Here is a 23,232-nt window from a genome sequence, read left to right as displayed (position 1 = left end):
CGCCGCCACGCCAAGTCAGGACGGCAGCAGCCGGCCGGGGACGCCGTTGAGCGACTGGATGAGGCCCAGCACCGGGACCCCGAGCGGCGCGAACGTCCAGATGTTGTCGAGGTCGCTCGTGTCGGGCTCGTCGACGACCACGACGTCGTTCTGGGTGTCCTGCGCGGCGAGCACGGGAGCGGCCGAACCGAGGGCGACGAGCCCAGCGAGCGCCGCACCGGCGACCGCGCGAACGAGGGTCTTCTTCATAAGTTTCTCCTTTGCTGGTAACGGTTTTTACGAGATCGGCGTGATGATCCCGAAGATCGGGGCGAGGAGGTCGGTCGGCGCCGTGACGGCCGGGCCGAGCAGACCGCCGAGGTCGACTCCGGGGATCAGCCAGAGTGCCGGGCCGCCACCACCGGTCGGCAGGCCCGGCAGCGGGTCGGCCGAGGCGACCCCGCCCGCCAGTCCGGACAACGCGCCCGCCACGGCGAGCGGCAGCAGCACACGGGCCGCGATTCGCTTCATCTCTTCTCCCTTTTTCCTTACCGCTGCTGGAATCGAGCGGAATCCTTCACCGCAGCACCGAGCTGATCGGCACGATCGTGCCGTCGGGGATCCATTGCCCCGCGTAGTTCCGGTCGGCGATCATCCCGGCAGCGTGCGGTTCGCCCGGGTACATCGGCATGGCGTTGACCTGCGCCGCGGCGAAGATCTGGACGTCGCCGTTCACCGACGTCCACTGGCCGCCCAGCCAGTTCCGGAAGCCGCCGAGCGTGGGGCTTTCGCCGCCGAAGGCGTTGTTCGTGGCGACCGCGTAGCTGACGGCGACCTGTTCCCGTGGGTCGAACCTCAGCGGCAGCGAGGAACTCGCGACGGAGTTGACGATGGGGCCGTTGAGGAGCCACGGCGCCAGATACAGGCCGTACTGATGGGTCGGCTTGAGCCGCTGGGACTCGGCCGCGCGGGTCATCGCCGTGTAGCCGCCCGCCCAGCCTGCCACCACCACCAGCGCGGTGTTCGGGCCCGCTTCGGCCTGCACAGGGAGTCCGGCGCGCGCGGCGGTCTCGCGGACCAGCTTCGCGGCGGCCACACTGCGCGGCGAGGTGTCCTCGACGAGCGTGAGCGCGGATGGCTTGCGCCCGGCGAGGAACTCGACGAGCTTGACCAGGGAACCGCTGTCTTCGCCCGAAAGTGTGGCCGACGGACACGACGTGAGGACGTCGCGACGGTCGGCGATCAGGCCACCCAACGCGGCCGACGCGCATTCGGGCGCGTCCGTGTCCTCGATGGCAGGCCCTTGCTCCTCCCCCGCGTCGACCTCGATCGCGGTCTTCTCTTCGCCTCGGCTGACGATCAGGTCGCTGCGTCCCTTCGGCAGGTCGACCTCGGCCCAGGTGCCCTCGGCGCCGGGACGCACGATGGCCTTGCCGATCAGGCCGCCTTCGATTCCGGCGGACAGGCCGTCTCCGGCACTCGCCGGGAAATGGACGAGGTTCTTGCCGGGCCGCTGCGGGCTCACCAGCACCGGGATCCGCTGGTCACCGATGGACGCGTCAGCGAGCAGAGGAACTCCTGGAATCGGCAGATCGGGCGGTTCGGGGATGGCCGCGAGGGCGCTCCAGGCGACGAAAGCGGCAGCCACGGCTGCCGCGCCGAATCGATAGGCGTGCGTGGATTCCTTGCCTGGCAGAAGAAATCCGGCGATGACAGTAGCGACGACCGGGAGCACGGCGATCAGCAGCAACGTGATCCCGAAGAAGGTTCCGTAGATCCGGCGGTCGAACCCGAGCCCGGAGGAGAACAGCTGGACGGCTCCGGCGGCGACGAGAAGTCCGCCCAGTGTCAGGGAAAGCGGGCCGAGCCGGAAATTCGTCTGGCGCCATCCCGCGGCGGGCACCCAGACCGAAAGAACGGTGACGCCGAACCACAAGGCCGCCGCCGCGACATAAACGGTGTCGATGGCGAACTCCACACCGGACCGCCCAAGCGAGGTTTCGAGCACCACCAACGCGGCCAAGGCGAGTGAAGCCCATCGGCCGGCTGACGGCCAGCGCACCAGAACGGGAATCGCCAGTGCGAGTGCGATATGCACGGTCAGCGCGATGACGTTGACGTCGGTCGCGAAAGCGGAAACAGTCGCGAGCGCGGCGGAAACCCCGCCGAGCGCGGCGATGGCGAGGTGAAGGCGCCGGGGCAGCTCGCCCACCAGCGGACGCAGAATCCCGGTTCCGGCAAGAAAAGCGGTCGCCAGCAACAGCCCGAGCCGAAGCAGGACCAGGGCGATGCCAACTCCGGACGAACCCGAACTCGCCGGTATGACGTGGTGATCCATGGGGACCTTCCGGAGCGAATCGGCGGGGCCGTGGGCGGCGGGGATGCGCCCGCCACCCACGACCTTCCGCGCCGAACAGGGTTATTTGAGATCCGCGTCCGCTACGACGAACAGTTCGGAGTGCGGCTTGGCGTTTCCGAAGGACCCGTGTGGCCAGGTCTTCCGGTTGAAGTTGATCCCGACCTGCCCGGTGAACTCGTCCCGGAAGTTCTGGTCGACCGCGACCTTCCCGTCCTCACCGAGGTTCAGCAGGTTGACCTTGTGGTCACCGTCCAAACCGGACCGTGCGACGAAGTAGTTCGACACCGCGAGGTGCTGCGGCTTGTCGGTTTCGTGGTAGTACCCGTCGTCGCCGAGCACGAAGTTGTCGTAGGCGCCCCAGTGCGGGCCCCCACCCGGCGTGCCAGGGTTGATCGGCGCCGCACCGACGACGGTCGGCAGGTCACCGCCACCGCCCTGCTGCGACTTCTCCTTCGTGTCGATCCGGCCGTTGATGTTCTCGACCTTGTCACCCGCGGCGACGAGCTTCTGGATGTCGAGGATGTAGACGCCACCGGTGGTACCGGGGTCGTCCGGGCCGAGCGCGCCCTTGGAGCGTCCGGTGATCGCACGGTAGAGGTACTTGTCGTCGGGGCTGGTCTGGATCCAGCCACCGTTCGAACCACCACCGTTGGAGTCGTTGTTCGGGTGGATCGCCTTGTTCGCGGCACCGTCGTCGAACACCTGGATCCAGTGGGGTTCCTTGGCGGTGATGTCCGGCGTGTAGAACACCGCGCCGCCCTGCATGGTCTGGGCGAACGCGCCCTTGTGGCCGGGCAGGTTGGTCACCGTGGTCTCCATGACCGCACGGCTCTCGGCGTGTAGCGGATCCGCCGGGTCGGCGCGGGGGCCGTCCGGCAGGTACGAGACCGCCTTGAGCTTCGGCTTGTTGCGGTCGGAGATGTCCCACGTGCGAACGGTCGGGCGCCGCAGATACGGCGACGGCTGCTTCACCGGATCGAGGATGATGTTGCGCGGCTCGGCGTAGTCACTGGTGACGAGGGTGTTGAGGTCCTCGCGAGCCTGGATGCCGTGCGGGTTGGCGCAGGTCGGTTTGTCCAGTTGCGGAAGGTTGTCGCACAGCTTCTTGTTGTCCCCCTGCGGTGTGGCCGCCGGGGATTCGGAAAGCACCTGCGCGTTCTGGTCGAAGCGGACGACCTCGCCCGGGCTGCCGGCGAAACCGTTGCCCACCACGGTGGAACCGTTGGCGTAGGTATGCGGACCGGGTACGACCGGGCCACCCATGTACGTGCCGTACGCGGTGCCGTCCTTGAGCACCCAGTACGCGTCCGGCACGGACCCGCCGAGGGTCTGGGTCGGGAGGCTGACGCCCTTGAGCTTCAGTCGCGGCAACGCGGAGACGTCGAAGGCGTAGGTCGCGGCGGCGAAAAGCGCACCGGCGTAGATCGTGTCGCCCTTGTGCCACACGTACTGCATGTGGTGCGGCTCGTTCTCGACGAGCGGTCCGACAGTGGCGGTGTTGACGACCTTGCCGTAGGTCGGCGAGCCCTGCGTCGCGTCGATCACGGCGAGGAAGTCCGGACCGGGCAACGCGTTCTTGATCTTGTTCAGGCCGCCGCCGAGAGAACCCGGCAGGTTCTTGACGTCCTTGACCAGGGTGTCGGCGATGTTCTCGTCACCGGCCCAGACCAGCAACCATTTCTTGCGCTTGCCGTCGGTGCTTCGAGCCGCCGCGACGTCCTTGGACACCAGGTGGTTCTGGACCCAGTACTCCTTGCCGTCAGCCGCCTTCTTCGCGTCCTTGACGACCTGGACGTCCGCATAGGCACTCGTCGCCGAGCCGGTATAGGTCACCGTGCCCACGGCGAGTGCCGCCGCCATGGCGCCTATCGCCACTTTTCGCCACTCTTTTCGCAACCCAGGCGAGTTGGATAGCATTCTTTCTCCCTGTTTTCGCTATCGAAGCGCCAGACAATTGGCACACCTCTCCCCCATTTCGCGCAGGCGTCACCGACACGGATCAAGGGAAAGCAATCAACCGCCGGTTCAAGCAGAGAACCGTTGCGGCACAGCGGAAATCGTCAGCACACGCAGAAGGGATGCAGCCGTTTCGGCCACCCGGATTCAGCGGGACACGACGATCCGGAAAAGGTCAGGAATCCATACACAGCGCGCTTGCTTGCTGTCGCAAGTCAACGTGCCGGCGCCACACCAAGGCGACTGGGGATTGCATGGGCGAAATACTCGTGCGAAGCCGCCTTAGTGTCAATCTCGTGATCAAAGAATGAGACATGCCACGACAGGGTGGATTTCCCACGATGCGGATGAGCCATTAGTCCGAACGAGTGGCGAATTTCCGAGTAGTGGGAACTAGGCCACCTGGCCGCACTACCGCAGGTCACAACGGACCAGCAATCGACGTCCGCCGGTCGCGAGGCCGTTACAGGTTCGTTATGAACTGACGGGAACTTCCAACGCTCTCGCCGTGCTCACCGCGTTTCCCGTGCCCGCGCAGGCTCCGGAGAAGAAGGCCGGAAGATCGACGGGTACATCGCGGAGAAGTCCGGGCACAGCCGCGGGAGCGCGGTCGACCTGACGATCGTGCCGCTCCCACCCTGCGGTAGCGGCCCTATCGCCCGAGTGAGGCGCTGGCGCCCTGCTTCGCGCCGGATCGGTTCCCGGACAACAGGGTCGACATGGGGACCGGGTACGACTGCTTCGACATGCTCTCCCACACCGACGACCCGCGTATCACCGGCGAAGCGCGGACGAACCGCCAGCTGCTCAAGGGCACGCTCGCCGCGGCCAGGTTCCGGAACCTGCCCAAGGAGCGCGCGACTCCCTGACCTGCGCTCCCCTCCCGCCAGATCGCGATTAGGGGGCGAAACGCAAGTCGGCGCCATCCGCCTCCCGATCGCGTTTAGCCCACTAAACGCGAGTACGCCTCCCCGCCCCGTCCCCGGCCACCGGATCGCGATTAGGGGGCGAAACGCAAGTGGGGCGGGCGCGAGGGCGGGTCGCGTTTAGCGGGCTAAACGCGACTGGGGGTGAAGGAGGGGCAAAGCGAAGCGCCCCTGGCTGGGAGCCAGGGGCGCTTCGGGTGGAGCTAGGTGGATCAGCGGAAGTCGCGGCCGAAGTCGTAATCGTCCAGCGGCACCGCGGCACCCGGGGTGGAGGAGCCGAAGACATCCGGGGTGTAGTAGCCGTCGTCGTAGGACGGGATCGCGTAAGCGGCGACCCGAGCCTCCTCGGTCGGCTGCACCTGGATGTTGCGGTACTTGTTGATTCCGGTACCGGCCGGGATCAGCTTACCGATGATCACGTTCTCCTTGAGGCCCACGAGCTTGTCCGAGCGGCCGTTGATGGCCGCGTCGGTCAGGACACGCGTGGTCTCCTGGAACGAGGCCGCCGACAGCCACGAGTCCGTGGTCAGCGAGGCCTTCGTGATCCCCATCAGCACCGGACGACCCGAAGCCGGCTCGCCGCCCTCGGCGACCGAGGCCCGGTTCTTCGCCTCGAACTTGGTCCGCTCGGGCAGTTCGCCCGGGAGGAAGTCCGTGGCACCGGAGTCGATGATCGTCACCCGGCGGAGCATCTGCCGGACGATGACCTCGATGTGCTTGTCGTGGATCGACACACCCTGCGCCCGGTACACCTTCTGGACCTCGTCCACCAGGTGCATCTGCGCCTCGCGCGGCCCCATGACCCGCAGGACCTCGTGCGGGTCCGGCGTGCCTTCGAGCAGCTGCTGGCCGACCGACACGCGGTCGCCGTCGCCCAGCGGGCCGCTCGGGGTGTTCGCGAGCCGCTGACGCTTGGACAGCTTGTCGAAGACGATCTCTTCGCTGCCGTCGTCCGGGATCAGCGTGATCTTCCAGAACCGCTCGCTCTCTTCGATGCGCACACGGCCATCGACGTCGGCGATCGGCGCCTTGCCCTTCGGGACCCGGGCCTCGAACAGCTCCTGGACACGGGGCAGACCGGTCGTGATGTCGTCACCGGCGACACCACCCTGGTGGAACGTACGCATCGTCAGCTGCGTACCCGGCTCACCGATCGACTGGGCCGCGACGATACCCACGGCCTCGCCGACGTCGACGAGCTGACCGGTCGCCATGGACCGGCCGTAGCAGGTGGCGCAGATACCGACGGCCGACTCGCAGGTCAGCACCGAACGCACCTTGACCTTGGCGATCCCGCTCGAGATGAGCTTGTCGATCGCCGGGTCACCGATGTCGTCACCGGCGTTGAGCACGACGTTGCCCTTGGCGTCGACCGCGTCGGTCGCCAGGTTCCGCGCGTACACGCTGGTCTCGACGTGCTGGTCGCGCAGGACCTTGCCGTCGCCGATGTCTTCACCGATCGGCATGTTGATGCCGCGGGTGGTGCCACAGTCGATCTCGCGGACGATGACGTCCTGCGACACGTCCACCAGACGCCGGGTCAGGTAACCCGAGTCGGCGGTACGGAGCGCCGTGTCCGCCAGCCCCTTACGGGCACCGTGCGTCGCGATGAAGTACTCCGCCACCGACAGGCCTTCACGGAAGTTGGCCTTGATCGGACGCGGGATGTACTCACCCTTCGGGTTCGACACCAGACCACGCATACCGGCCAGCGACCGGACCTGCGTCATGTTGCCCGCCGCGCCCGACTTCACGATCATCGCGATCGGGTTGTCGTCCGGCAGCGCCGTCTCCATGATCTTGTGGACCTCTTCGGTGGCCTGCGTCCACACCTTGACGAGCTCGTTGTTGCGCTCGGCGTGCGACAGCTGACCACGCTGGTACCGCTTCTCGACCTGGTCGGCCTTGCCTTCGTACTCGTCCAGAATGGCCTTCTTGCCGGTCGGGACGAGGACGTCGGAGATCGCGACCGTGACACCCGAACGGGTCGCCCAGTAGAAACCGGCGTCCTTCAGGCGGTCCAGGGTCTGCGCGACCTGCGTCATCGAGTAGCGCTCGGCGAGGTCGTTCACGATCAGGGCCTGACGCTTCTTCGGCATCGGCTCGTTGATGAACGGGTAGTCCGCCGGCAGCAGCTCGTTGAACAGCACGCGGCCCAGGGTGGTCTCGGCCAGCCAGGCCTTGCCCGGCTCCCAGCCCTTCTCCGCGAGCGCCGCTTCGTCGGCCTTGGCGGGCTGACGGTCGACGATGCGGATCTTGACCGGGGCGTGCAGGCTCAGCGCCTTGAGGTCGTACGCCATGATCGCTTCGGCGGGCGAGGAGTACGCGTTGCCGGCACCCACGGCGTTCTCGGTCAGGCGGGTCAGGTGGAACAGACCCGTCACCATGTCCAGCCGCGGCATGGCGAGCGGACGGCCCGACGCCGGCGAAAGGATGTTGTTCGCCGACAGCATCAGGATGCGGGCCTCGGCCTGCGCCTCCGCGGAAAGCGGGAGGTGCACAGCCATCTGGTCACCGTCGAAGTCCGCGTTGAACGCTTCACAGACCAGCGGGTGCAGCTGGATGGCCTTGCCTTCGACCAGCTGCGGCTCGAAGGCCTGGATACCGAGGCGGTGCAGGGTCGGCGCACGGTTCAGCATCACCGGGTGGCCGGTGATGACCTCTTCGAGCACGTCCCACACCTGCGGCCGCGAGCGCTCCACCATCCGCTTGGCGGACTTGATGTTCTGCGCGTGGTTCAGGTCGACCAGCCGCTTCATGACGAACGGCTTGAACAGCTCGAGCGCCATGTCCTTCGGCAGACCGCACTGGTGCAGCTTCAGCTGCGGGCCGACGATGATGACCGAACGACCGGAGTAGTCGACACGCTTGCCGAGCAGGTTCTGACGGAACCGGCCCTGCTTGCCCTTGAGCAGGTCGGACAGCGACTTCAGCGGGCGGTTACCGGGACCGGTGACCGGGCGGCCGCGGCGGCCGTTGTCGAACAGCGCGTCGACGGCCTCCTGCAGCATCCGCTTCTCGTTGTTGACGATGATCTCGGGCGCGCCGAGGTCGATGAGCCGCTTCAACCGGTTGTTCCGGTTGATGACCCGGCGGTAGAGGTCGTTCAGGTCGGAGGTGGCGAACCGGCCACCGTCGAGCTGGACCATCGGGCGCAGGTCCGGCGGGATCACCGGGACGGCGTCGAGCACCATGCCGCGCGGGTCGTTGCCGGTGGCCTGGAAGGCCGCGACGACCTTGAGCCGCTTCAGCGCGCGGAGCTTCTTCTGCCCCTTGCCGTTGCGGATGGTGTCGCGCAGGTTGTCGGCTTCGGCCGCGACGTCGAACTCGGTGGCCAGCTTCTGGATGGCCTCCGCGCCCATGCCGCCGGTGAAGTACTCGCCGTAGCGGTCGACGAGCTCGCGGTAGAGCAGCTCGTCGGCGATCAGCTGACGCACGTCGAGCTTGGTGAAGGTCGTCCAGACCTCCTCGAGACGGTCCAGCTCGCGACCGGCGCGGTCACGGATCTGGCGCATCTCCCGCTCGCCGCCCTCCTTGACCTTGCGGCGGACGTCGGACTTGGCGCCCTCCGCCTCCAGCTCGGCCAGGTCGGCTTCCAGCTTCTGCGCCCGTGCCTCGATGTCGGCGTCACGCTTGGTCTCGAGGTTCTTGCGCTCGACACCGATCTCGTTCTCGAGGGTCGGCAGGTCGTTGTGCCGCAGCTCGGTGTTCACACCGGTGATCACGTAGGCCGCGAAGTAGATGATCTTCTCGAGGTCCTTCGGCGCCAGGTCGAGCAGGTAGCCGAGGCGGGAAGGAACACCCTTGAAGTACCAGATGTGGGTGACGGGAGCGGCCAGCTCGATGTGGCCCATCCGCTCACGGCGCACCTTGGCGCGAGTGACCTCGACGCCACAGCGCTCGCAGATGATGCCCTTGAAGCGGACCCGCTTGTACTTACCGCAGTAGCACTCCCAGTCCCGGGTCGGGCCGAAGATCTTCTCGCAGAAGAGGCCGTCCTTCTCGGGCTTGAGCGTCCGGTAGTTGATGGTCTCCGGCTTCTTGACCTCGCCGAAGGACCACTGACGAATGTCGTCGGCGGTAGCGAGGCCGATGCGGAGCTCATCGAAGAAGTTGACGTCCAGCACGTCTTTGCATCCCCTTGGGGTTGAGTCGACTAGAGGGGTTGGCGGTCGAGGCGGGGCCCACGGGAGGCAGGCCCCGCCTCGGACAGCCGTCAGTGCACGACGTCGTCCACCGAGGGCGACTCGTTGCGGGACAGGTTGATGCCGAGGTTCGCCGCGGCACGCTCGAGGTCCTCGTCGTCGGAGTCGCGCATCTCGATCGCGGCGCCGTCGCTCGACAGCACCTCGACGTTGAGGCAAAGCGACTGGAGCTCCTTCAGGAGCACCTTGAACGACTCGGGGATACCCGGCTCGGGGATGTTCTCCCCCTTGACGATGGCCTCGTACACCTTCACGCGGCCGACCACGTCGTCCGACTTGATCGTCAGGAGCTCCTGCAGGGTGTATGCGGCGCCGTACGCCTGCATCGCCCAGCACTCCATCTCGCCGAAGCGCTGGCCACCGAACTGCGCCTTACCACCCAGCGGCTGCTGCGTGATCATCGAGTACGGACCGGTGGACCGGGCGTGGATCTTGTCGTCGACCAGGTGGTGCAGCTTCAGGATGTACATGTAGCCGACCGCGACCGGGTACGGGTACGGCTCGCCGGAGCGGCCGTCCAGCAGCGTGGCCTTGCCGTTCTGCTTCACCATGCGCTCACCGTCACGGTTCGGCTTGGTGGCGCCGAGCAGACCGGTCAGCTCGTCTTCCTTGGCACCGTCGAACACCGGGGTGGCGGTGTTCGTGCCGGGGTCGACGTCGTAGAGCTCCTCGTTGAGGTTCTTCGCCCAGTCCGGGTTGCCTTCGATCTTCCAACCCTGCGACGCCAGCCAGCCGAGGTGGAGTTCCAGCACCTGGCCGATGTTCATACGACGCGGGACACCGTGGGTGTTCAGGATGATGTCGACGGGCGTGCCGTCCTCCATGAACGGCATGTCCTCGACCGGGAGGATCTTGCCGATGACACCCTTGTTCCCGTGGCGGCCGGCGAGCTTGTCGCCCGGCTGGATCTTCCGCTTCTGGGCCACGTAGACGCGGACCAGTTCGTTGACGCCCGGGGGCAGCTCGTCGTCGTCCTCGCGCGAGAACACGCGGATGCCGATGACCTTGCCGGTCTCGCCGTGCGGCACCTTCAGCGAGGTGTCGCGGACCTCGCGGGCCTTCTCGCCGAAGATCGCGCGGAGCAGACGCTCTTCCGGGGTCAGCTCGGTCTCACCCTTGGGCGTGACCTTGCCGACCAGGATGTCGCCGTCGCGGACCTCGGCACCGATCCGGATGATGCCGCGCTCGTCGAGGTCGGCCAGGACCTCTTCGGAGACGTTGGGAATGTCCCGCGTGATCTCCTCGGCGCCCAGCTTGGTGTCGCGGGCGTCGATCTCGTGCTCCTCGATGTGGATCGACGTGAGCACGTCGTCCTGCACCAGGCGCTCCGAGAGGATGATCGCGTCCTCGTAGTTGTGGCCCTCCCACGGCATGACCGCGACGAGCAGGTTCTTGCCGAGCGCCATCTCACCGTTCTCGGTGGACGGGCCGTCGGCGATGACCTGACCCTGCTCGACCCGGTCGCCCTCGTTGACGATCGGGCGGTGGTTGAAGCAGGTGCCGTGGTTCGAGCGGCGGAACTTGTACAGTCCGTAGCTCTTCCGCGTGCCGTCGTCGTGCATGATCGTGATCAGGTCGGCCGAGAGCTCCTCGACGACACCGGACTGCTCGGCGACGAGCACGTCACCGGCGTCCACCGCGGCGCGCAGCTCCACACCGGTGCCGACGTACGGCGCCTGGTTGCGGAGCAGCGGCACGGCCTGACGCTGCATGTTCGCGCCCATCAGCGCGCGGTTCGCGTCGTCGTGCTCGAGGAACGGGATCATCGCCGTCGCGACCGAGACCATCTGCCGCGGCGAGACGTCCATGTAGTCCACGTCCAGCGGGTCGATCAGCTCGACCTCGCCGCCCTTCTTACGGACCAGGACGCGGTCTTCGACGAAGGTGCCGTCTTCCGAGATCGGCGCGTTCGCCTGCGCCTTCACGAACCGGTCTTCCTCGTCCGCGGTGAGGTAGTCGACCTGGTCGGTGACCCGGCCCTCGACGACCTTGCGGTACGGGGTCTCGATGAAACCGAACGGGTTGACCCGCGCGTACGAGCAGAGCGAGCCGATCAGGCCGATGTTCGGGCCTTCCGGCGTCTCGATCGGGCACATGCGGCCGTAGTGCGACGGGTGGACGTCACGGACCTCCATGCCGGCGCGCTCACGCGACAGACCACCGGGGCCGAGGGCGGACAGACGACGCTTGTGCGTCAGCCCCGACAGCGGGTTGTTCTGGTCCATGAACTGCGACAGCTGCGAAGTACCGAAGAACTCCTTGATCGCCGCCACGACGGGGCGGATGTTGATCAGGGTCTGCGGCGTGATCGCCTCGACGTCCTGGGTGGTCATCCGCTCGCGGACGACGCGCTCCATCCGGGACAGACCCACGCGGATCTGGTTCTGGATGAGCTCGCCGACGGTGCGGAGACGACGGTTGCCGAAGTGGTCGATGTCGTCGGTCTCGACCGGGATGACCTGGTCGCCGACGGTCGCCTTGTCCTCGCCGGCGTGCAGCCGGACCAGGTACTCGATCGTCGAGACGATGTCCTCTTCGGTCAGCGTCCCGGTGTCGTACGGCGTGGTGAGGCCGAGCTTCTTGTTCAGCTTGTACCGGCCGACCTTGGCCAGGTCGTAGCGCTTCGGCTTGAAGAACAGGTTCTCCAGCAGCGTCTGCGCGCTCTCCTTGGTGGGCGGCTCGCCCGGGCGCAGCTTGCGGTAGATGTCGAGCAGCGCCTCGTCGGTGCCTGCGGTGTGGTCCTTCTCGAGGGTGGCGAGCAGCGTCTCGGAGAAGGAGAAGCGCTCGCGGATCGCCTCGGTGGTCCAACCGAGCGCCTTCAGCAGCACGGTCACCGGCTGGCGGCGCTTGCGGTCGATGCGGACGCCGACGGTGTCGCGCTTGTCGACGTCGAACTCCAGCCAGGCACCCCGGCTCGGGATGACGCGGACGTTGAAGACGTCCTTGTCCGTGGTCTTGTCGACGCTGGTGTCGAAGTAGACACCCGGCGAACGGACCAGCTGGGACACGACGACACGCTCGGTGCCGTTGATGACGAAGGTGCCCTTGTCGGTCATCACCGGGAAGTCGCCCATGAAGACCGTCTGGCTCTTGATCTCGCCGGTGTTGTTGTTCACGAACTCGGCGGTCACGAACAGCGGGGCCGCGTACGTCATGTCCTTGTCCTTGCACTCCTCGACGGAGGCCTTGACCTCGTCGAAGCGCGGGTCGGAGAAGGACAGCGACATGGATCCGGAGAAGTCCTCGATCGGCGAGATCTCGTTGAGGACCTCTTCCAGGCCACCGACCGGGTTTTCTTCACCTTCTTCGACGCGGCGTTCGAACCACGCCTCGTCGCCGGTGAACCATTCGAAGGACCTGATCTGCACGTCGAGCAGGTTCGGGGTGTTGAGCGGCTCGCGAATCTTTGCGAAGGAGACCCGCTTGGGGGCTCCCGGGATTCCCGTGGACTCCGAGCGAGATACAGCCGAGGTGGTCGCAGCAGTGGCCTGGTTCGCGGGAGAGACTGCCAAGATGCGTCCTTCCGGGGACAATGAGCGGTGAGCAGCCGCGTCAGCAACAGCTGATGCGGTCTGTCAAGGGTGCCGTGTGCCCACTATCCTAACTACCGGCTCCGGGCAGCCTGAAAGAGGGCAGCGCAAAGAAGCAGTCTAGCCCGAACGTCGCAGTCTGTCCAGGGGGCGCTCCCGATGGGGCCCAGCCTGCATCGCAACGTCTTCAGGTATGCCTCTCCTCGGCTTCCCCGGGCCGTCCCTCCCGCAAGGGCACCGCCGGTTCTCGCCGTTGCCAGTAAGCGTGACCCCACGCGGGCTCGTAGTCAAGATGCCGCGCGGCGGTCCCGCCGGTTGGCGCAGCGTTGAAGAGGTCACGCGGAGGGTGACGAACAAGACGCTTGTCCGGGTTACCGTCAGGTACCCGCAGGTGACGGCGTTGGCGCGCCGACCTGCGTTTCGCGGGCAGATCGTGATCCGTCCGGCGGCTGTTTCGGAGAGTCATCGAGTCGGGCGCCCGATGGCCGGGAAGGTGACCGTCACGGCTCTGGCCGTGTGACCGCTGTGACCGGTGAGCCTTCTGGGGTGACGCACAGGAAGCCGGCCGGAGCGCGTTTAGCCCGCTAAACGCGACGTGGGTCAGCGCGCCGGCGCGTCACGATTAGCCCGCGAAAGTCGACTCGGCACGCCCTCTGGAGGGGCACGACAGGACGCCGCCCAGATCGCGTTAGCGGGCTAAACGTGAGTCCGGGGCCCAGCCCTGAGCGGAGCGCCGGATCGCGATTAGGGGGCGAAACGCAAGTGCCCGGCCCAGGCTCGAGCGGAGCGGCGGGTCGCGTTTAGCGGGCTAAACGCGACCCGGGGGTTACTTGCTCGGGGCCGGGGAGGCGGGGGGCGCGGCGGGGGCGGTGGGGTTGGGCGGAGCGGCGTAGGTGTTCATCGCCGTGATCTTCCACTTGTCGCCCTGCAGCTCCGCGTTCAGATGCAGCTGCGCGCTCCCGGCGGTGGTCTTGTTCGTGTCGGCCCGCGTCGAGCTCTGGTCGACGAACACCATCACGTCGGCCCGGTCACCCTCCAGCCGGATGACGGCGCTGCGGGTGACCTTGCAGGTCACGACCATCTTCTGCTGCGGCGCCAGTCGCTTGACCTCGCCCATCAGCAGGTTGTACTTCGCCCGCACCTCGTCGTTGACCAGCAAATCGTTCGCCGCGGCCTCGGTCTTCGCGATGTTGTTGTAGTCGTAGGAGAACAGCGCCTCGGTCGCCTTCGCGACCTGGTCCTTGACCTGCGAGGTCTTCGCGACGTCCAGCAGCGCGGTGTTCTCCGTCGAGCTGGTCACCTCGTCCGCCTGGATCTTGAAGAGCACCGCGGCCCCGGCCAGCAGCAGCCCCACGACGACCAGCGCGCCCGCCAGGATCAGCTGCCGGGATCCCGGCTTCTTCGGCTTCTCGGAGTCGGAGTCGGAGTCCGCTTCGGCGGCGACCTCGACTTCGGCCTCTTCGATGTCATCCGGCTTCGCCTGGGCCGCCGCACGAGCCTTCGCACGCGAACTCGGCTTCGCGACAACCTCGTCTTCAGTGGCCTCAGTACTCTCAGGAGCCTCGACAGCCTCCGAAGCCTCCTCCGCCTCTACAGGCGCCTCAGCAGCGGGCTCCGAAGGCTTGACAGCCGGAGCCGGACGGGGAGCAGGCCGCGGCGAAGGACGGCGGACCGGCGCCGGCTTCGTCACCGGCGTCTCGTCGACCTCGGCCTCGGCCTCGACCTCGGGGGCGGGAGCCTCGGCAGCGGGCGCGTCGCTGACCGGAGACGCACCGGGCCGGCGCAGGCCGGCCACCCGGGGGCGGCGCACCGGCGGAGTGCTGCGAGGAGGCTGGCGACGGGAGGGGGGCACTACGAGGCTCCGTTCTAGGTGACGCTTTACTGGCCGGCCGCGACGAGGGGCACGTTGTCGATTCCGGACAGCTTCCACTCATCGCCGACCCGGGTCATCGAGACCTCCAGGCGCAACGCCTTCGAGCTCGCCTTGTCGCCCTGGGTGACCTGGGTGGTGATGGCGGCGAGGAAGCTCGCCTTGCCTTCGTGGTCGTCGAGTTCCTCGACCGCGATGTCCTGGATCGTGGTCGCGACCTTGGTCTTCGCGTCGCCGAGCGCCTTGCGGTAGGTCGGCTCCAGCTGGGCCAGCTGCTGGCTCATCTTGTCGTCGGAGACGGCCTTCTGCCGGTTGAAGAACTCGTCGAGGTTCTCGAAGTCGACCTCGGTGTAGGCCTTGATCGCGGTGCCACCGGCCTTGACCACCTCGTCCCGCGAACGCGCCAGGTCGGCGTTGTCGTCTGAGGCCGCCACCGCCCACTGGATCCCGAACAGGCCCGCGGCGAGCAGGGCGGCCAGCGCGAACGCCGCGGCGCCCAGCACCAGCGTTCGCGGCGAGGTCCACGATCGAGAAGAACTCATGACACTCCAGGGTAGGTATACGGTCTCGGGCTCAGCCGGGCAGTCCCAGCAAGGCGCCGAGGCTGGCCAGGCTGACGCCCGGGCTCTGCAGGACGCTCGGCATGCCCTGCGCCGCGCGCAGGCCGGCCAGCTCTTCGGCCGACCGTCCGGCGTTGGCGGCGACGTCGCCCTGCGACGGGATCTGCGGGACCCCGTTGTACGGCACGTTCTGCGAACCGCGCACGTTGATCGGGCTGCCCTTCGGCTCGGCGCAATACGCGTCGTCCTTCGGCGGGCGCGGCGTCGTGTCGGTGCCCTCGCGGTACTTGTCGAGGCCGATGTAGCCCTTGGTGCACGAAGGCGGGTTGAACAGGTTGAGCGCGAGGCCCAGATGCGCGGTGCCGTCGTTGGCGACGGTGTTGGCGCCCGCCGCGAGCATCGGGTAGGTCACCAGCCCCTGCTCGAGCCCGTCGAGCCGCGTCACGAGCAGGTTCGCCGTCGTGAGCAGGTTGGCCGTCAGCGCGCCCAGCCCCGGCCCTGATTCCGCCAGCACCTCGCTGATCTGGGTCGCCACCTGCGGGGTGATCCCGATCAGCTTGCGGATGTCGGCGTCGGAGTTCTTCAGCTGGCCGGACAGTTTCTCGAGGTCCGCGCTGAACGACTTCATCGAGCTCGCCATGTCGTTCTGCGTCTCGAGGACCTGGCCGCCCTTTTCCAGCAGCTGGATCGTCTGCGGCAGGTACTCCTGGGCGGTCGTGGTGAAGCTGCGCGCGGTGTCGAGCAGCCGCTGCAGATCCGGGCCGGTGCCGTTGAAGGCGTTGTACGACTCGTCGGCGACCTTGCGCAGCGAATCGACCGGCACCGACGCCGCGAGGCTGTCGAGGTCGCCGATGAGCTGTTCGGTGGGCACCGGGGTCTTGACCTTGTCCGCCGGGATGACCGAGCCCTGCTTCAGGAACGGTCCCTGCTCACTCTTGGGCCGCAGGTCGACGAACTGCTCGCCGACCGCGGACCGGTTCGCGACCAGGGCTTCCAGATCGGCGGGCACTTGCGGGGCGTCGGGCGCGATGTCGAGGTCGGCCTCCAGCCCGGTCTTCGTCAGGCGCAGTTCACCGACGCGGCCGATGTTGAAGCCGCGGTAGGTGACCTCGGCGTTCTGGAAGATGCCGCCCGATTGCTTGAGTTCGAGCTTCACCGTGTAGCCCTCGTCACCGAAGACCGAGCCGAGCCCGGCGAACCGGATCAGCGCGTACACGATGGCGACCACGGAGATGATCACGAACAGGACCAACTGGATCTTCGTCCTCCGGACCAGCATCAGCCCGCACCTCCCGACAGCAGGCCGAAGATCCCGGCGGGCCCGGTCTGTTGCGGCTTTCCGCCGCTCTGCGGCGCGCTCACCTGGCCGCCGCCGACGCCCCCGACGCTGTCCGGGATCGGCAGCGGCGGGTTCACGCCCGGCCCCTCGGTGCCGCCGGTCAATCCCGGCACCGGAACGACGTCCTGGAGCGGGTTCTGACGGCTGCGGCCGAGATTCTTGAGGATCTCGTTCAGGTTCAGGTCGATCTTCGCGAACAGGTTGAAGTAGTCGCCCTTGACGCCGTCGTAGGCGGCGTCGCTGAACGGGAAGGTCAGCAGGATCTCCAGCGCCTTGGGCAGATCCGAGCCCGCCTCGCCGAGCTTCTGCAGCGTCGGCTGCAGCGCCTTGAGGTCGGCCACGAGGTCTTCCTTGCTCTTGTTCACCGTGTCGACGGCGACGCCGGAAAGATTGTCGAGCGCGTTCAGCATGGTCACCAGCTGGCCGCGCTGCTGCTCCAGCACGCCGAGGCCGGGGCCGAGGTTGTCGACCGCGCCGACCAGCTTGTCCTTCTGGCCGTTCAGCGTGAGTGAAAGCCGGTTCAGCCCGTCGAGTGCCCGCGTGATGTTCGCGGACTGCTTGTCCAGGTTGGTCACCAGCTGGTTGGTGTTGTTCAGCAACGCTTTGAGTTCGGGCGAACGGCCGCTCGTGGCGTTGTTGAGTTCCTTGGTGATGGTGTTGAGCTGCTCCACCCCGCCGCCGTTGAGCAGCAGCGAAAGCGCGCCGAGCAGCTCTTCGACCTCGACGCTGCGGTTCGTCCGGGCCAGCGGGATGACCGCGTTGTCGGCGAGTTTGCCCTGACCGTCCGCCGGCGCGGCCAGCTCGACGTACTTCTCACCGAGCAGGCTCGATTGCCGGACGTTGGCCAGCGCGTTCGCGGGGAGCTTCACGTCGCCGTTGACCCGCAGGGTCACCTCGGCGTTCCAGCCGTCCGGGGTCAGCCCGATCGCCTCGACGCGGCCGATGGCCACCTCGTTGACCTTCACCCCGGCCTGCGGGGTCAGGTCGAGCACGTCCCGGAACTGCACCTTGACCGTGTACGGGTGGTCGCCGAGTTCGGCGCCACCGGGCAGCGGGATGTCGTAGATCCCGCTGAACCCGCACCCGCTCAACGTGAGCGCGGCGACCGTTCCAGAAGCGATGAGAGCGAGGGACTTCTTCATGTTCACTTCGCCGCCGTTCCGTAGAGCTGGCCGGCGATGGGGAGCGGAAGCGGCGGCAACTGGCCCGCCTGCGACGACTGGATCACCTGCGCGATCGACGGCAGCGGCACCAGCCCGTCGACCAGTCCGGCGATCCCCTTGCACGCGTCACCGAGCGCGTCGAGCGCGTCCGGGGTCTGCTTGAGCAGGTTGCACACCATCACCAGCGGCGGCTGGGTGAGCTCGTTGAGGTTGGCCCGCGCGTCGAGCGTGCCCGACGACGCGTTGTAGGTGTTGACCAGGTTTCCGAGCCCGACCGGGGCGACGTCGAGGATCTCGGCGAGCGCGCCGCGCTGGTCGACGAGCACCTTGGTCACACTGGCCAGCTTGTCCACATTGGACTTGAGCCGGTCGCGGTTCTTCTCGATGAACGCCTGCACCGCGGTGAGCGTGTCGGACAGCTGCTTCACCGTGGCCGCGAGGTTTTCCCGCTCCCCCGCGAGGAAACCGCTGACGTCGGCGAGCTGCCGCTCGAAGTCGCGGACCTGCTTGTCGCTGTTCACCAGCGTCTGCGAGAAGGAGCCGAGGTTCTCGACAGTTTTGAACAGGTCGCCGGAGTTGCCGGACAACGTGCCCGCCGCCTGGCCCAGTTTGGTGATCGTGTCGTGCAGCGCCTGCCCGTTGCCGTCGAAGTTCTTCGCGGCGGTGTCGAGCAGGTTCGACAGCGAACCGTTCTTGTTGGCGCCGTTGGGGCCGAGCGACTTGCTGACCCGCGAGAGGCTGGCGGCGAGTTCGTCGACCTCCAGCGGGACCTCGGTGCGGTCGAGGCCGATGACGGCGCCGTCGTCGATGCGCGGGCCGCCCTTGTAGGCCGGGGCCAGCTGCACGTAGCGGTCGCTGACCAGCGATGGTGACACGATGATCGCCTTCGCGTCCGCGGGCACCGCCACCGAACGGTCGTATTCGAGTTCGACGCGGACCTGGTTGCCCATCGGCTGGATCCTGGTGACCGTGCCCATGTCGACGCCGAGCATCCGGACGCTGTTGCCCTCGTACAGCCCGACGGTACCGGCGAAGTAGGCGGTCAGGTGGTTGCGGCCGGCGTCCTTGAGCGTCCACCACAGCGCTCCGGCGACCACCAGCGCGAGCACGATCGCGATGGTGAGGCCGCGGGCGAGGCTGTCTCCGAGACGGGTACTCATTTCTCGTAGCACCCCTTGTCGTTGATCGGGCCGAACGACGGCAGGACCAGTCCGCAGATGTAGTTGTCGAACCAGCGGCCGTTGCCGATGGTGTTGGTGAACACCCGGATGAACGGCGCGAACCGCGCGATGCCCTGGCCGAGGGCGTCCTGGTTGCGCTGCAGCATCGAGGTCAGCTGGTCGAGCTGGGTGAGCACCGGGTCGAGTTGCGCGTCGTTGTCGTCGACCAGGCCCTTGAGCTGGGTGGCGAGGTTGCGCGAACCGTCCAGCAGCGCGGAGATCGCCTCCTTGCGGCGGGACACCTCGCCGAGCAGCTTGTTGCCGTCGGCCAGGAGCTTCTGGAACTCGGCGTCGCGGTCGACGAGCGTCTGCGAGACCTGCCGCGTGTTGGCGAGCAGGTTCGCCAACTGCGAGTCCCGTGAAGCGATCGTGTCCGAGAGGCGCGAAAGGCCGGTGAGGGCGCCCTTCACGTCGGCCGGGGTGTCGGCGAAGGTCTCCGAGATGACGTCGAAGCTCTTGGCCAGCTGGGCGGTGTCGATGTTGTCGACCGTCTGCGAAAGCCCGCGGAAGGCGTCGAGGACGTCGAACGGCGACATCGTGCGCTCACGCGGGATGGTCGCGCTCGGGTCGAGCGTGCGCTGCCCTTGCGGGTCGAGCGCCAGGTACTTCTGGCCGAGCACGGTCTTGATCTTGATCGCCGCGCTGGTCTTGTCGCCGAGCCAGGCGTCCTTGACCTTGAAGGAGATCCGGACCTTGTCGCCGTCGAGCTTGATTTCGGAGACCTTGCCGACCTTCACGCCGGCGACGCGGACGTCGTTGTCCTCCTGCAGACCCGAGGTCTCGGAGAACTCCGCGCTGTAGGTCGTCCCGCCGCCGATCACCGGCAGGTCGTCGGAGTTGAGCGCGGCGAGGAAACCGAGCAGCAGCACCGAGATGCCGACCAGCGCGATCGGGACCGGATTGCGTTTCTGGAACGACTTCATGCCGTGCACCTCGCCCGGTTCACCGGCAGCAGCGGCAGGTTGATCGGTTCGTTGATCAGCGGAGGCAGGGCGACGGCTCCTGTCATTTCACAGGCGAAGAAGTTGAACCAGGAGCCGTAGTCGGCGGTGCGGGTCAGCGCCGTCACCTTCTGCGGCAGGAACTGGATGAAGTGCTCGACGATCGGCTGGCTGTCGTTGAGGTTCTTCGACAGCGTGCCGAGCGCGGCGATGTCCTGCTTCAGCGGCTCACGGGCCTCACCGAGCAGGCCGGACGTCGTCTGCGCGAGGGTGCCGAGCGAGTCGATGGCGTCACCGATCGGCTCGCGGTCCGCGGCCAGCCCGGAGACCAGCTGCTGCAGTTTGACGATCAGGTCGTTCAGCTGCGGCGTATGCGCGTTGACCGTGTCGAGCACCGAGTTCAGGTTGTCGATGACCTCACCGATCACCTGGTCCTTGTCGGAGATCGTGGTCGCCAGCGACGCGGTGTGCTTCAGCAGGCTTTCGATCGTGCCGCCTTCGCCCTGCAGGACCTGGATGACCTCGTAGGACAGCTTGTTGATGTCGTCCGGGTTGAGCGCGGTGAACAGCGGCTTGAACCCGTTGAACAGCTGCGTCAGGTCGAGCGCGGGCGTGGTCCGCTCGAGCGGGATATTGCCGCCGGGCTCCAGGGTCTTGCCGGAGGAGTCGGTGCCCTGCCCGAGCGAGACGTAGCGCTGGCCGACCAGGTTCCGGAACTTGATCTGCGCGGTCACCCCGGCGGGCAGCTTGCGGCCGGCGTCCACTTCGAACTCGACCTCGGCCTGGCGCCGATCGACGATGCGGACGTCCTTGACCTGCCCGACCCTGACACCCGCGATGCGGACGTCGTCGTTGGGCAGCAACAAGGTCGCGTCGCTGAACCGCGCCTTGTAGGCGTTCGTGCTGGTGGTGTTGATGTTGGCGATGCTGATCCCGAGGATCGTCGTGAACAGCACGGTGACCACGACGAAGACACAGAGCTTGATCAGCGGTGCGAGCAGACCCCTCACTGGAAACGCACCTCCGCCCCGCGGTAGAGCGGACCGACGAGCAGCGAGCCCCAGCCAGGCACGTCCGAAGCGGCCATGCCGACCTGCGGAGCGACCAGCTGCGCGAGGAAGCCGGACTCCGAGGCGCTGTACGACGGGTTACCCGCGGGCGCGCCGCCACCGTTGCCGTTGTAGCCGCCATAGTTCGCGAAGCCGTTGGACGGCGAGAGACCGTCGTTGGCCGAGCGGGCAGGCGGTTTGACCGTGCTGCCGTCCTTGATCGGACCGTCCGGCGGATACTGCGGGAACGGGTCCGGGAACTGCTTCAGGTCGTAGCAGCGCGGACCGCGTTTGTCCTCGAACCTCGGCTCGTCCTTGCCCGGCAGGTACGGACCGCGGTTGACGGTGACCTCGATGGTCGCGTGCAGACCGGGCCGGTTCGTGCCCTTGCCGAGGGCCTTGTCGATCTTCGGCAGGTTGTCGGCCATCTGCCCGATCACGCACGGGTACTCCGGCGAGTACTTCGCCAGCAGCTCCGCCGTCGGGCGGGCCGTGTCGGCGAGGCGGATCAGGTTGTCGGCGTTGTTCCGCAGGAAGGTCTGCAGGTCCACCGAGGCCTGCGTGACGCTGCCGTAGAGATTCGCCAGGTTCAGCTTCTGGTCCACGATGGTGCGCGTCGTGGTACTCAGGTTGTCCAGCGTCTGCACCAAATCCGGGGCGACGGCGTTGAGGTTGTCCGAGAACTTCGCGAGCTCCTTGAGGTTCTGCTGGAGCTGGGGCTCGTGCGGGTTCAGCTCGCCGACGTAGCTGCCGAGCTGCGCGAGAGTGTCACCGAGCTGATCGCCGCGGCCGTTGAGCGCGGTCGAGATCGCCGAAAGCGTGCTCGACAGCTTCTGCGGCTGAACCGCCTGCAGGACCGGCATGAGGTGAGCGAAGGCCTGCTCCAGCTCGACCGCGCTGGACGTGCGGTCCTGGGTGATCACGTCACCTTCGCTGATCGTCTTCGCCGACGGCGCGTCCGGGATTTCGAGGGAGACGAACCGCTCACCGAACAACGTCTTCGGCAGGAACCGCGCCGAAACGTTCTGCGGAATCAGTTTCGCCGATTCCGGCTTCAGCGCGAGCGTGAGTTCGGCACCGTCCGGCGTCGCGGCGATGTCCTGCACCGAACCCACGATGAGACCGCGCACCTTCACGTCGGACTGTTTCAGCAGCTGGTTCCCGATGCTGTCCGATTGGAGCTTCACGCTCACCACCGGCGTGAACGCCTTTTCGTACAGCGCGATACTCAGCGCCACGCCGCCGACGATCACGGCGACCAAAAGCAGACCCAACAGCCTGCGCCGCAGTGTCGCGATCATCCTGCGATCCTCACCGTGACGTCGGTTCCCCAGATCGCGAAACCGATGAAGAAGTTCATGATGGACACCGTGACGATGCTCAGCCGGACCGCCTTACCGACCGCCACGCCGACACCGGCGGGGCCACCGGAGGCCCGGTAACCGAAATAACAATGGGACAGGATGATCAAGACGCTGAACAACAGCACCTTGATGAACGAATACAACACATCCTGTGGAGGTAGGAACAGGTCGAAGTAATGGTCGTAGGTACCCGCTGACTGGTTGTAGATGTAGATAACGACCAACCGGGACGCGAGATACGAACTCAGCAAACCGATGACGTACAGCGGGATGACCGCGACGAAACCGGCGATGATCCGCGTGGTCACCAGGTACGGCAAGCTCGGGACGCCCATCACCTCGAGCGCGTCGATCTCCTCCGAGATCCGCATCGCGCCCAGCTGCGCGGTGAACCCGGCACCGACCGTCGCGGAAAGCGCGAGACCCGCGACCAGCGGCGCGATCTCGCGGGTGTTGAAGAACGCGGTGAGGAAGCCGGTGAAGGCCGAAGTGCCGATCGAGTTCAGCGCCGAGTAGCCCTGCAGACCCACGAGCACACCGGTGAACAGGGTCAGGCCGACCATCACGCCGACCGTGCCGCCGATGACCGCGAGCGAGCCGGAACCGAAGCTCACCTCGGCCAGCAGCCGCAGGACCTCTTTCATGTAGCGGCGCAACGTCCGCGGCGTCCACAGCAACGCGCGGCCGTAGAACGACATCTGGTCACCGAGGGTGTCCAGAGTCTGCAATGGACGGTTGGCGATCCGCTTGGCGCCCTGGAGAAAAGTCATG

At 66.9% G+C, this 23,232-nt stretch carries 16 protein-coding genes; 1 reads left to right on the top strand and 15 read right to left on the bottom strand.

The features are described from left to right. Window positions 1–15 precede the first annotated feature (15 nt). The 4 genes from ACZ54P_RS06445 to ACZ54P_RS06430 form a co-directional block, all read right to left on the bottom strand. A complete protein-coding gene (locus tag ACZ54P_RS06445; RefSeq protein ID WP_465460516.1) occupies window positions 16–249 on the bottom strand; it encodes a hypothetical protein in 234 nt (77 codons plus the stop codon). A 27-nt stretch (window positions 250–276) separates the two neighbouring features. Continuing rightward, window positions 277–510: a hypothetical protein gene (locus tag ACZ54P_RS06440; RefSeq protein ID WP_465460515.1), complete on the bottom strand. Its 234-nt coding sequence runs from the start codon at window positions 508–510 to the stop codon at window positions 277–279. 46 nt (window positions 511–556) lie between these two features. Continuing rightward, window positions 557–2,317, bottom strand: a complete 1,761-nt coding sequence (locus ACZ54P_RS06435) for a hypothetical protein (RefSeq protein WP_465460514.1) — start codon at window positions 2,315–2,317, stop codon at window positions 557–559. Between the two features lie 81 nt (window positions 2,318–2,398). Further along, the gene (locus ACZ54P_RS06430; protein WP_465460845.1) at window positions 2,399–4,198 is read right to left on the bottom strand and encodes a hypothetical protein; all 1,800 of its coding nucleotides are present in this window, start codon (window positions 4,196–4,198) and stop codon (window positions 2,399–2,401) included. Between the two features lie 815 nt (window positions 4,199–5,013). On the opposite strand from ACZ54P_RS06430, the gene ACZ54P_RS06425 reads away from it, so the two are divergent. Next, the gene (locus tag ACZ54P_RS06425) at window positions 5,014–5,163 is read left to right on the top strand and encodes a hypothetical protein (protein WP_465460513.1); all 150 of its coding nucleotides are present in this window, start codon (window positions 5,014–5,016) and stop codon (window positions 5,161–5,163) included. A 269-nt stretch (window positions 5,164–5,432) separates the two neighbouring features. Here ACZ54P_RS06425 and ACZ54P_RS06420 read toward each other — a convergent pair whose 3' ends face one another. From ACZ54P_RS06420 to ACZ54P_RS06370, 11 genes are all read right to left on the bottom strand, one after another. After that, entirely contained in the window at window positions 5,433–9,347 is a 3,915-nt protein-coding gene (locus ACZ54P_RS06420) for a DNA-directed RNA polymerase subunit beta' (RefSeq protein ID WP_465460512.1), read from the bottom strand. Between the two features lie 89 nt (window positions 9,348–9,436). Further along, entirely contained in the window at window positions 9,437–12,937 is a 3,501-nt protein-coding gene (gene rpoB, locus ACZ54P_RS06415) for a DNA-directed RNA polymerase subunit beta (protein ID WP_465460511.1), read from the bottom strand. 844 nt (window positions 12,938–13,781) lie between these two features. After that, complete coding sequence (locus ACZ54P_RS06410) at window positions 13,782–14,750, bottom strand: hypothetical protein (protein ID WP_465460844.1); 969 nt, start codon at window positions 14,748–14,750, stop codon at window positions 13,782–13,784. An 83-nt stretch (window positions 14,751–14,833) separates the two neighbouring features. Beyond that, complete coding sequence (locus ACZ54P_RS06405) at window positions 14,834–15,367, bottom strand: hypothetical protein (protein WP_465460510.1); 534 nt, start codon at window positions 15,365–15,367, stop codon at window positions 14,834–14,836. A gap of 31 nt (window positions 15,368–15,398) precedes the next feature. Then, complete coding sequence (locus ACZ54P_RS06400; RefSeq protein WP_465460509.1) at window positions 15,399–16,664, bottom strand: MCE family protein; 1,266 nt, start codon at window positions 16,662–16,664, stop codon at window positions 15,399–15,401. Beyond that, the gene (locus ACZ54P_RS06395) at window positions 16,664–17,866 is read right to left on the bottom strand and encodes an MCE family protein (RefSeq protein ID WP_465460508.1); all 1,203 of its coding nucleotides are present in this window, start codon (window positions 17,864–17,866) and stop codon (window positions 16,664–16,666) included. Before ACZ54P_RS06395 ends, ACZ54P_RS06400 begins: the two co-directional genes overlap by 1 nt. Window positions 17,867–17,868: 2 nt before the next feature. Then, window positions 17,869–19,047, bottom strand: coding sequence for an MCE family protein (locus ACZ54P_RS06390; RefSeq protein ID WP_465460507.1), 1,179 nt, complete (start codon window positions 19,045–19,047; stop codon window positions 17,869–17,871). Further along, complete coding sequence (locus ACZ54P_RS06385) at window positions 19,044–20,030, bottom strand: MCE family protein (RefSeq protein ID WP_465460506.1); 987 nt, start codon at window positions 20,028–20,030, stop codon at window positions 19,044–19,046. The genes ACZ54P_RS06390 and ACZ54P_RS06385 overlap by 4 nt, the downstream gene beginning before the upstream one ends. Next, window positions 20,027–21,058 (bottom strand): MCE family protein, encoded by a 1,032-nt coding sequence (locus tag ACZ54P_RS06380; protein WP_061979978.1) that lies wholly within the window; start codon window positions 21,056–21,058, stop codon window positions 20,027–20,029. Before ACZ54P_RS06380 ends, ACZ54P_RS06385 begins: the two co-directional genes overlap by 4 nt. Next, window positions 21,055–22,398, bottom strand: coding sequence for an MCE family protein (locus ACZ54P_RS06375; protein ID WP_465460505.1), 1,344 nt, complete (start codon window positions 22,396–22,398; stop codon window positions 21,055–21,057). The genes ACZ54P_RS06380 and ACZ54P_RS06375 overlap by 4 nt, the downstream gene beginning before the upstream one ends. Next, window positions 22,395–23,231, bottom strand: a complete 837-nt coding sequence (locus tag ACZ54P_RS06370) for an MlaE family ABC transporter permease (RefSeq protein WP_465460504.1) — start codon at window positions 23,229–23,231, stop codon at window positions 22,395–22,397. Before ACZ54P_RS06370 ends, ACZ54P_RS06375 begins: the two co-directional genes overlap by 4 nt. Window position 23,232 lies beyond the last annotated feature (1 nt).

Source organism: Amycolatopsis sp. NPDC034160, from assembly GCF_055575355.1.
This window is presented reverse-complemented; position numbering and strand designations above follow the sequence as displayed.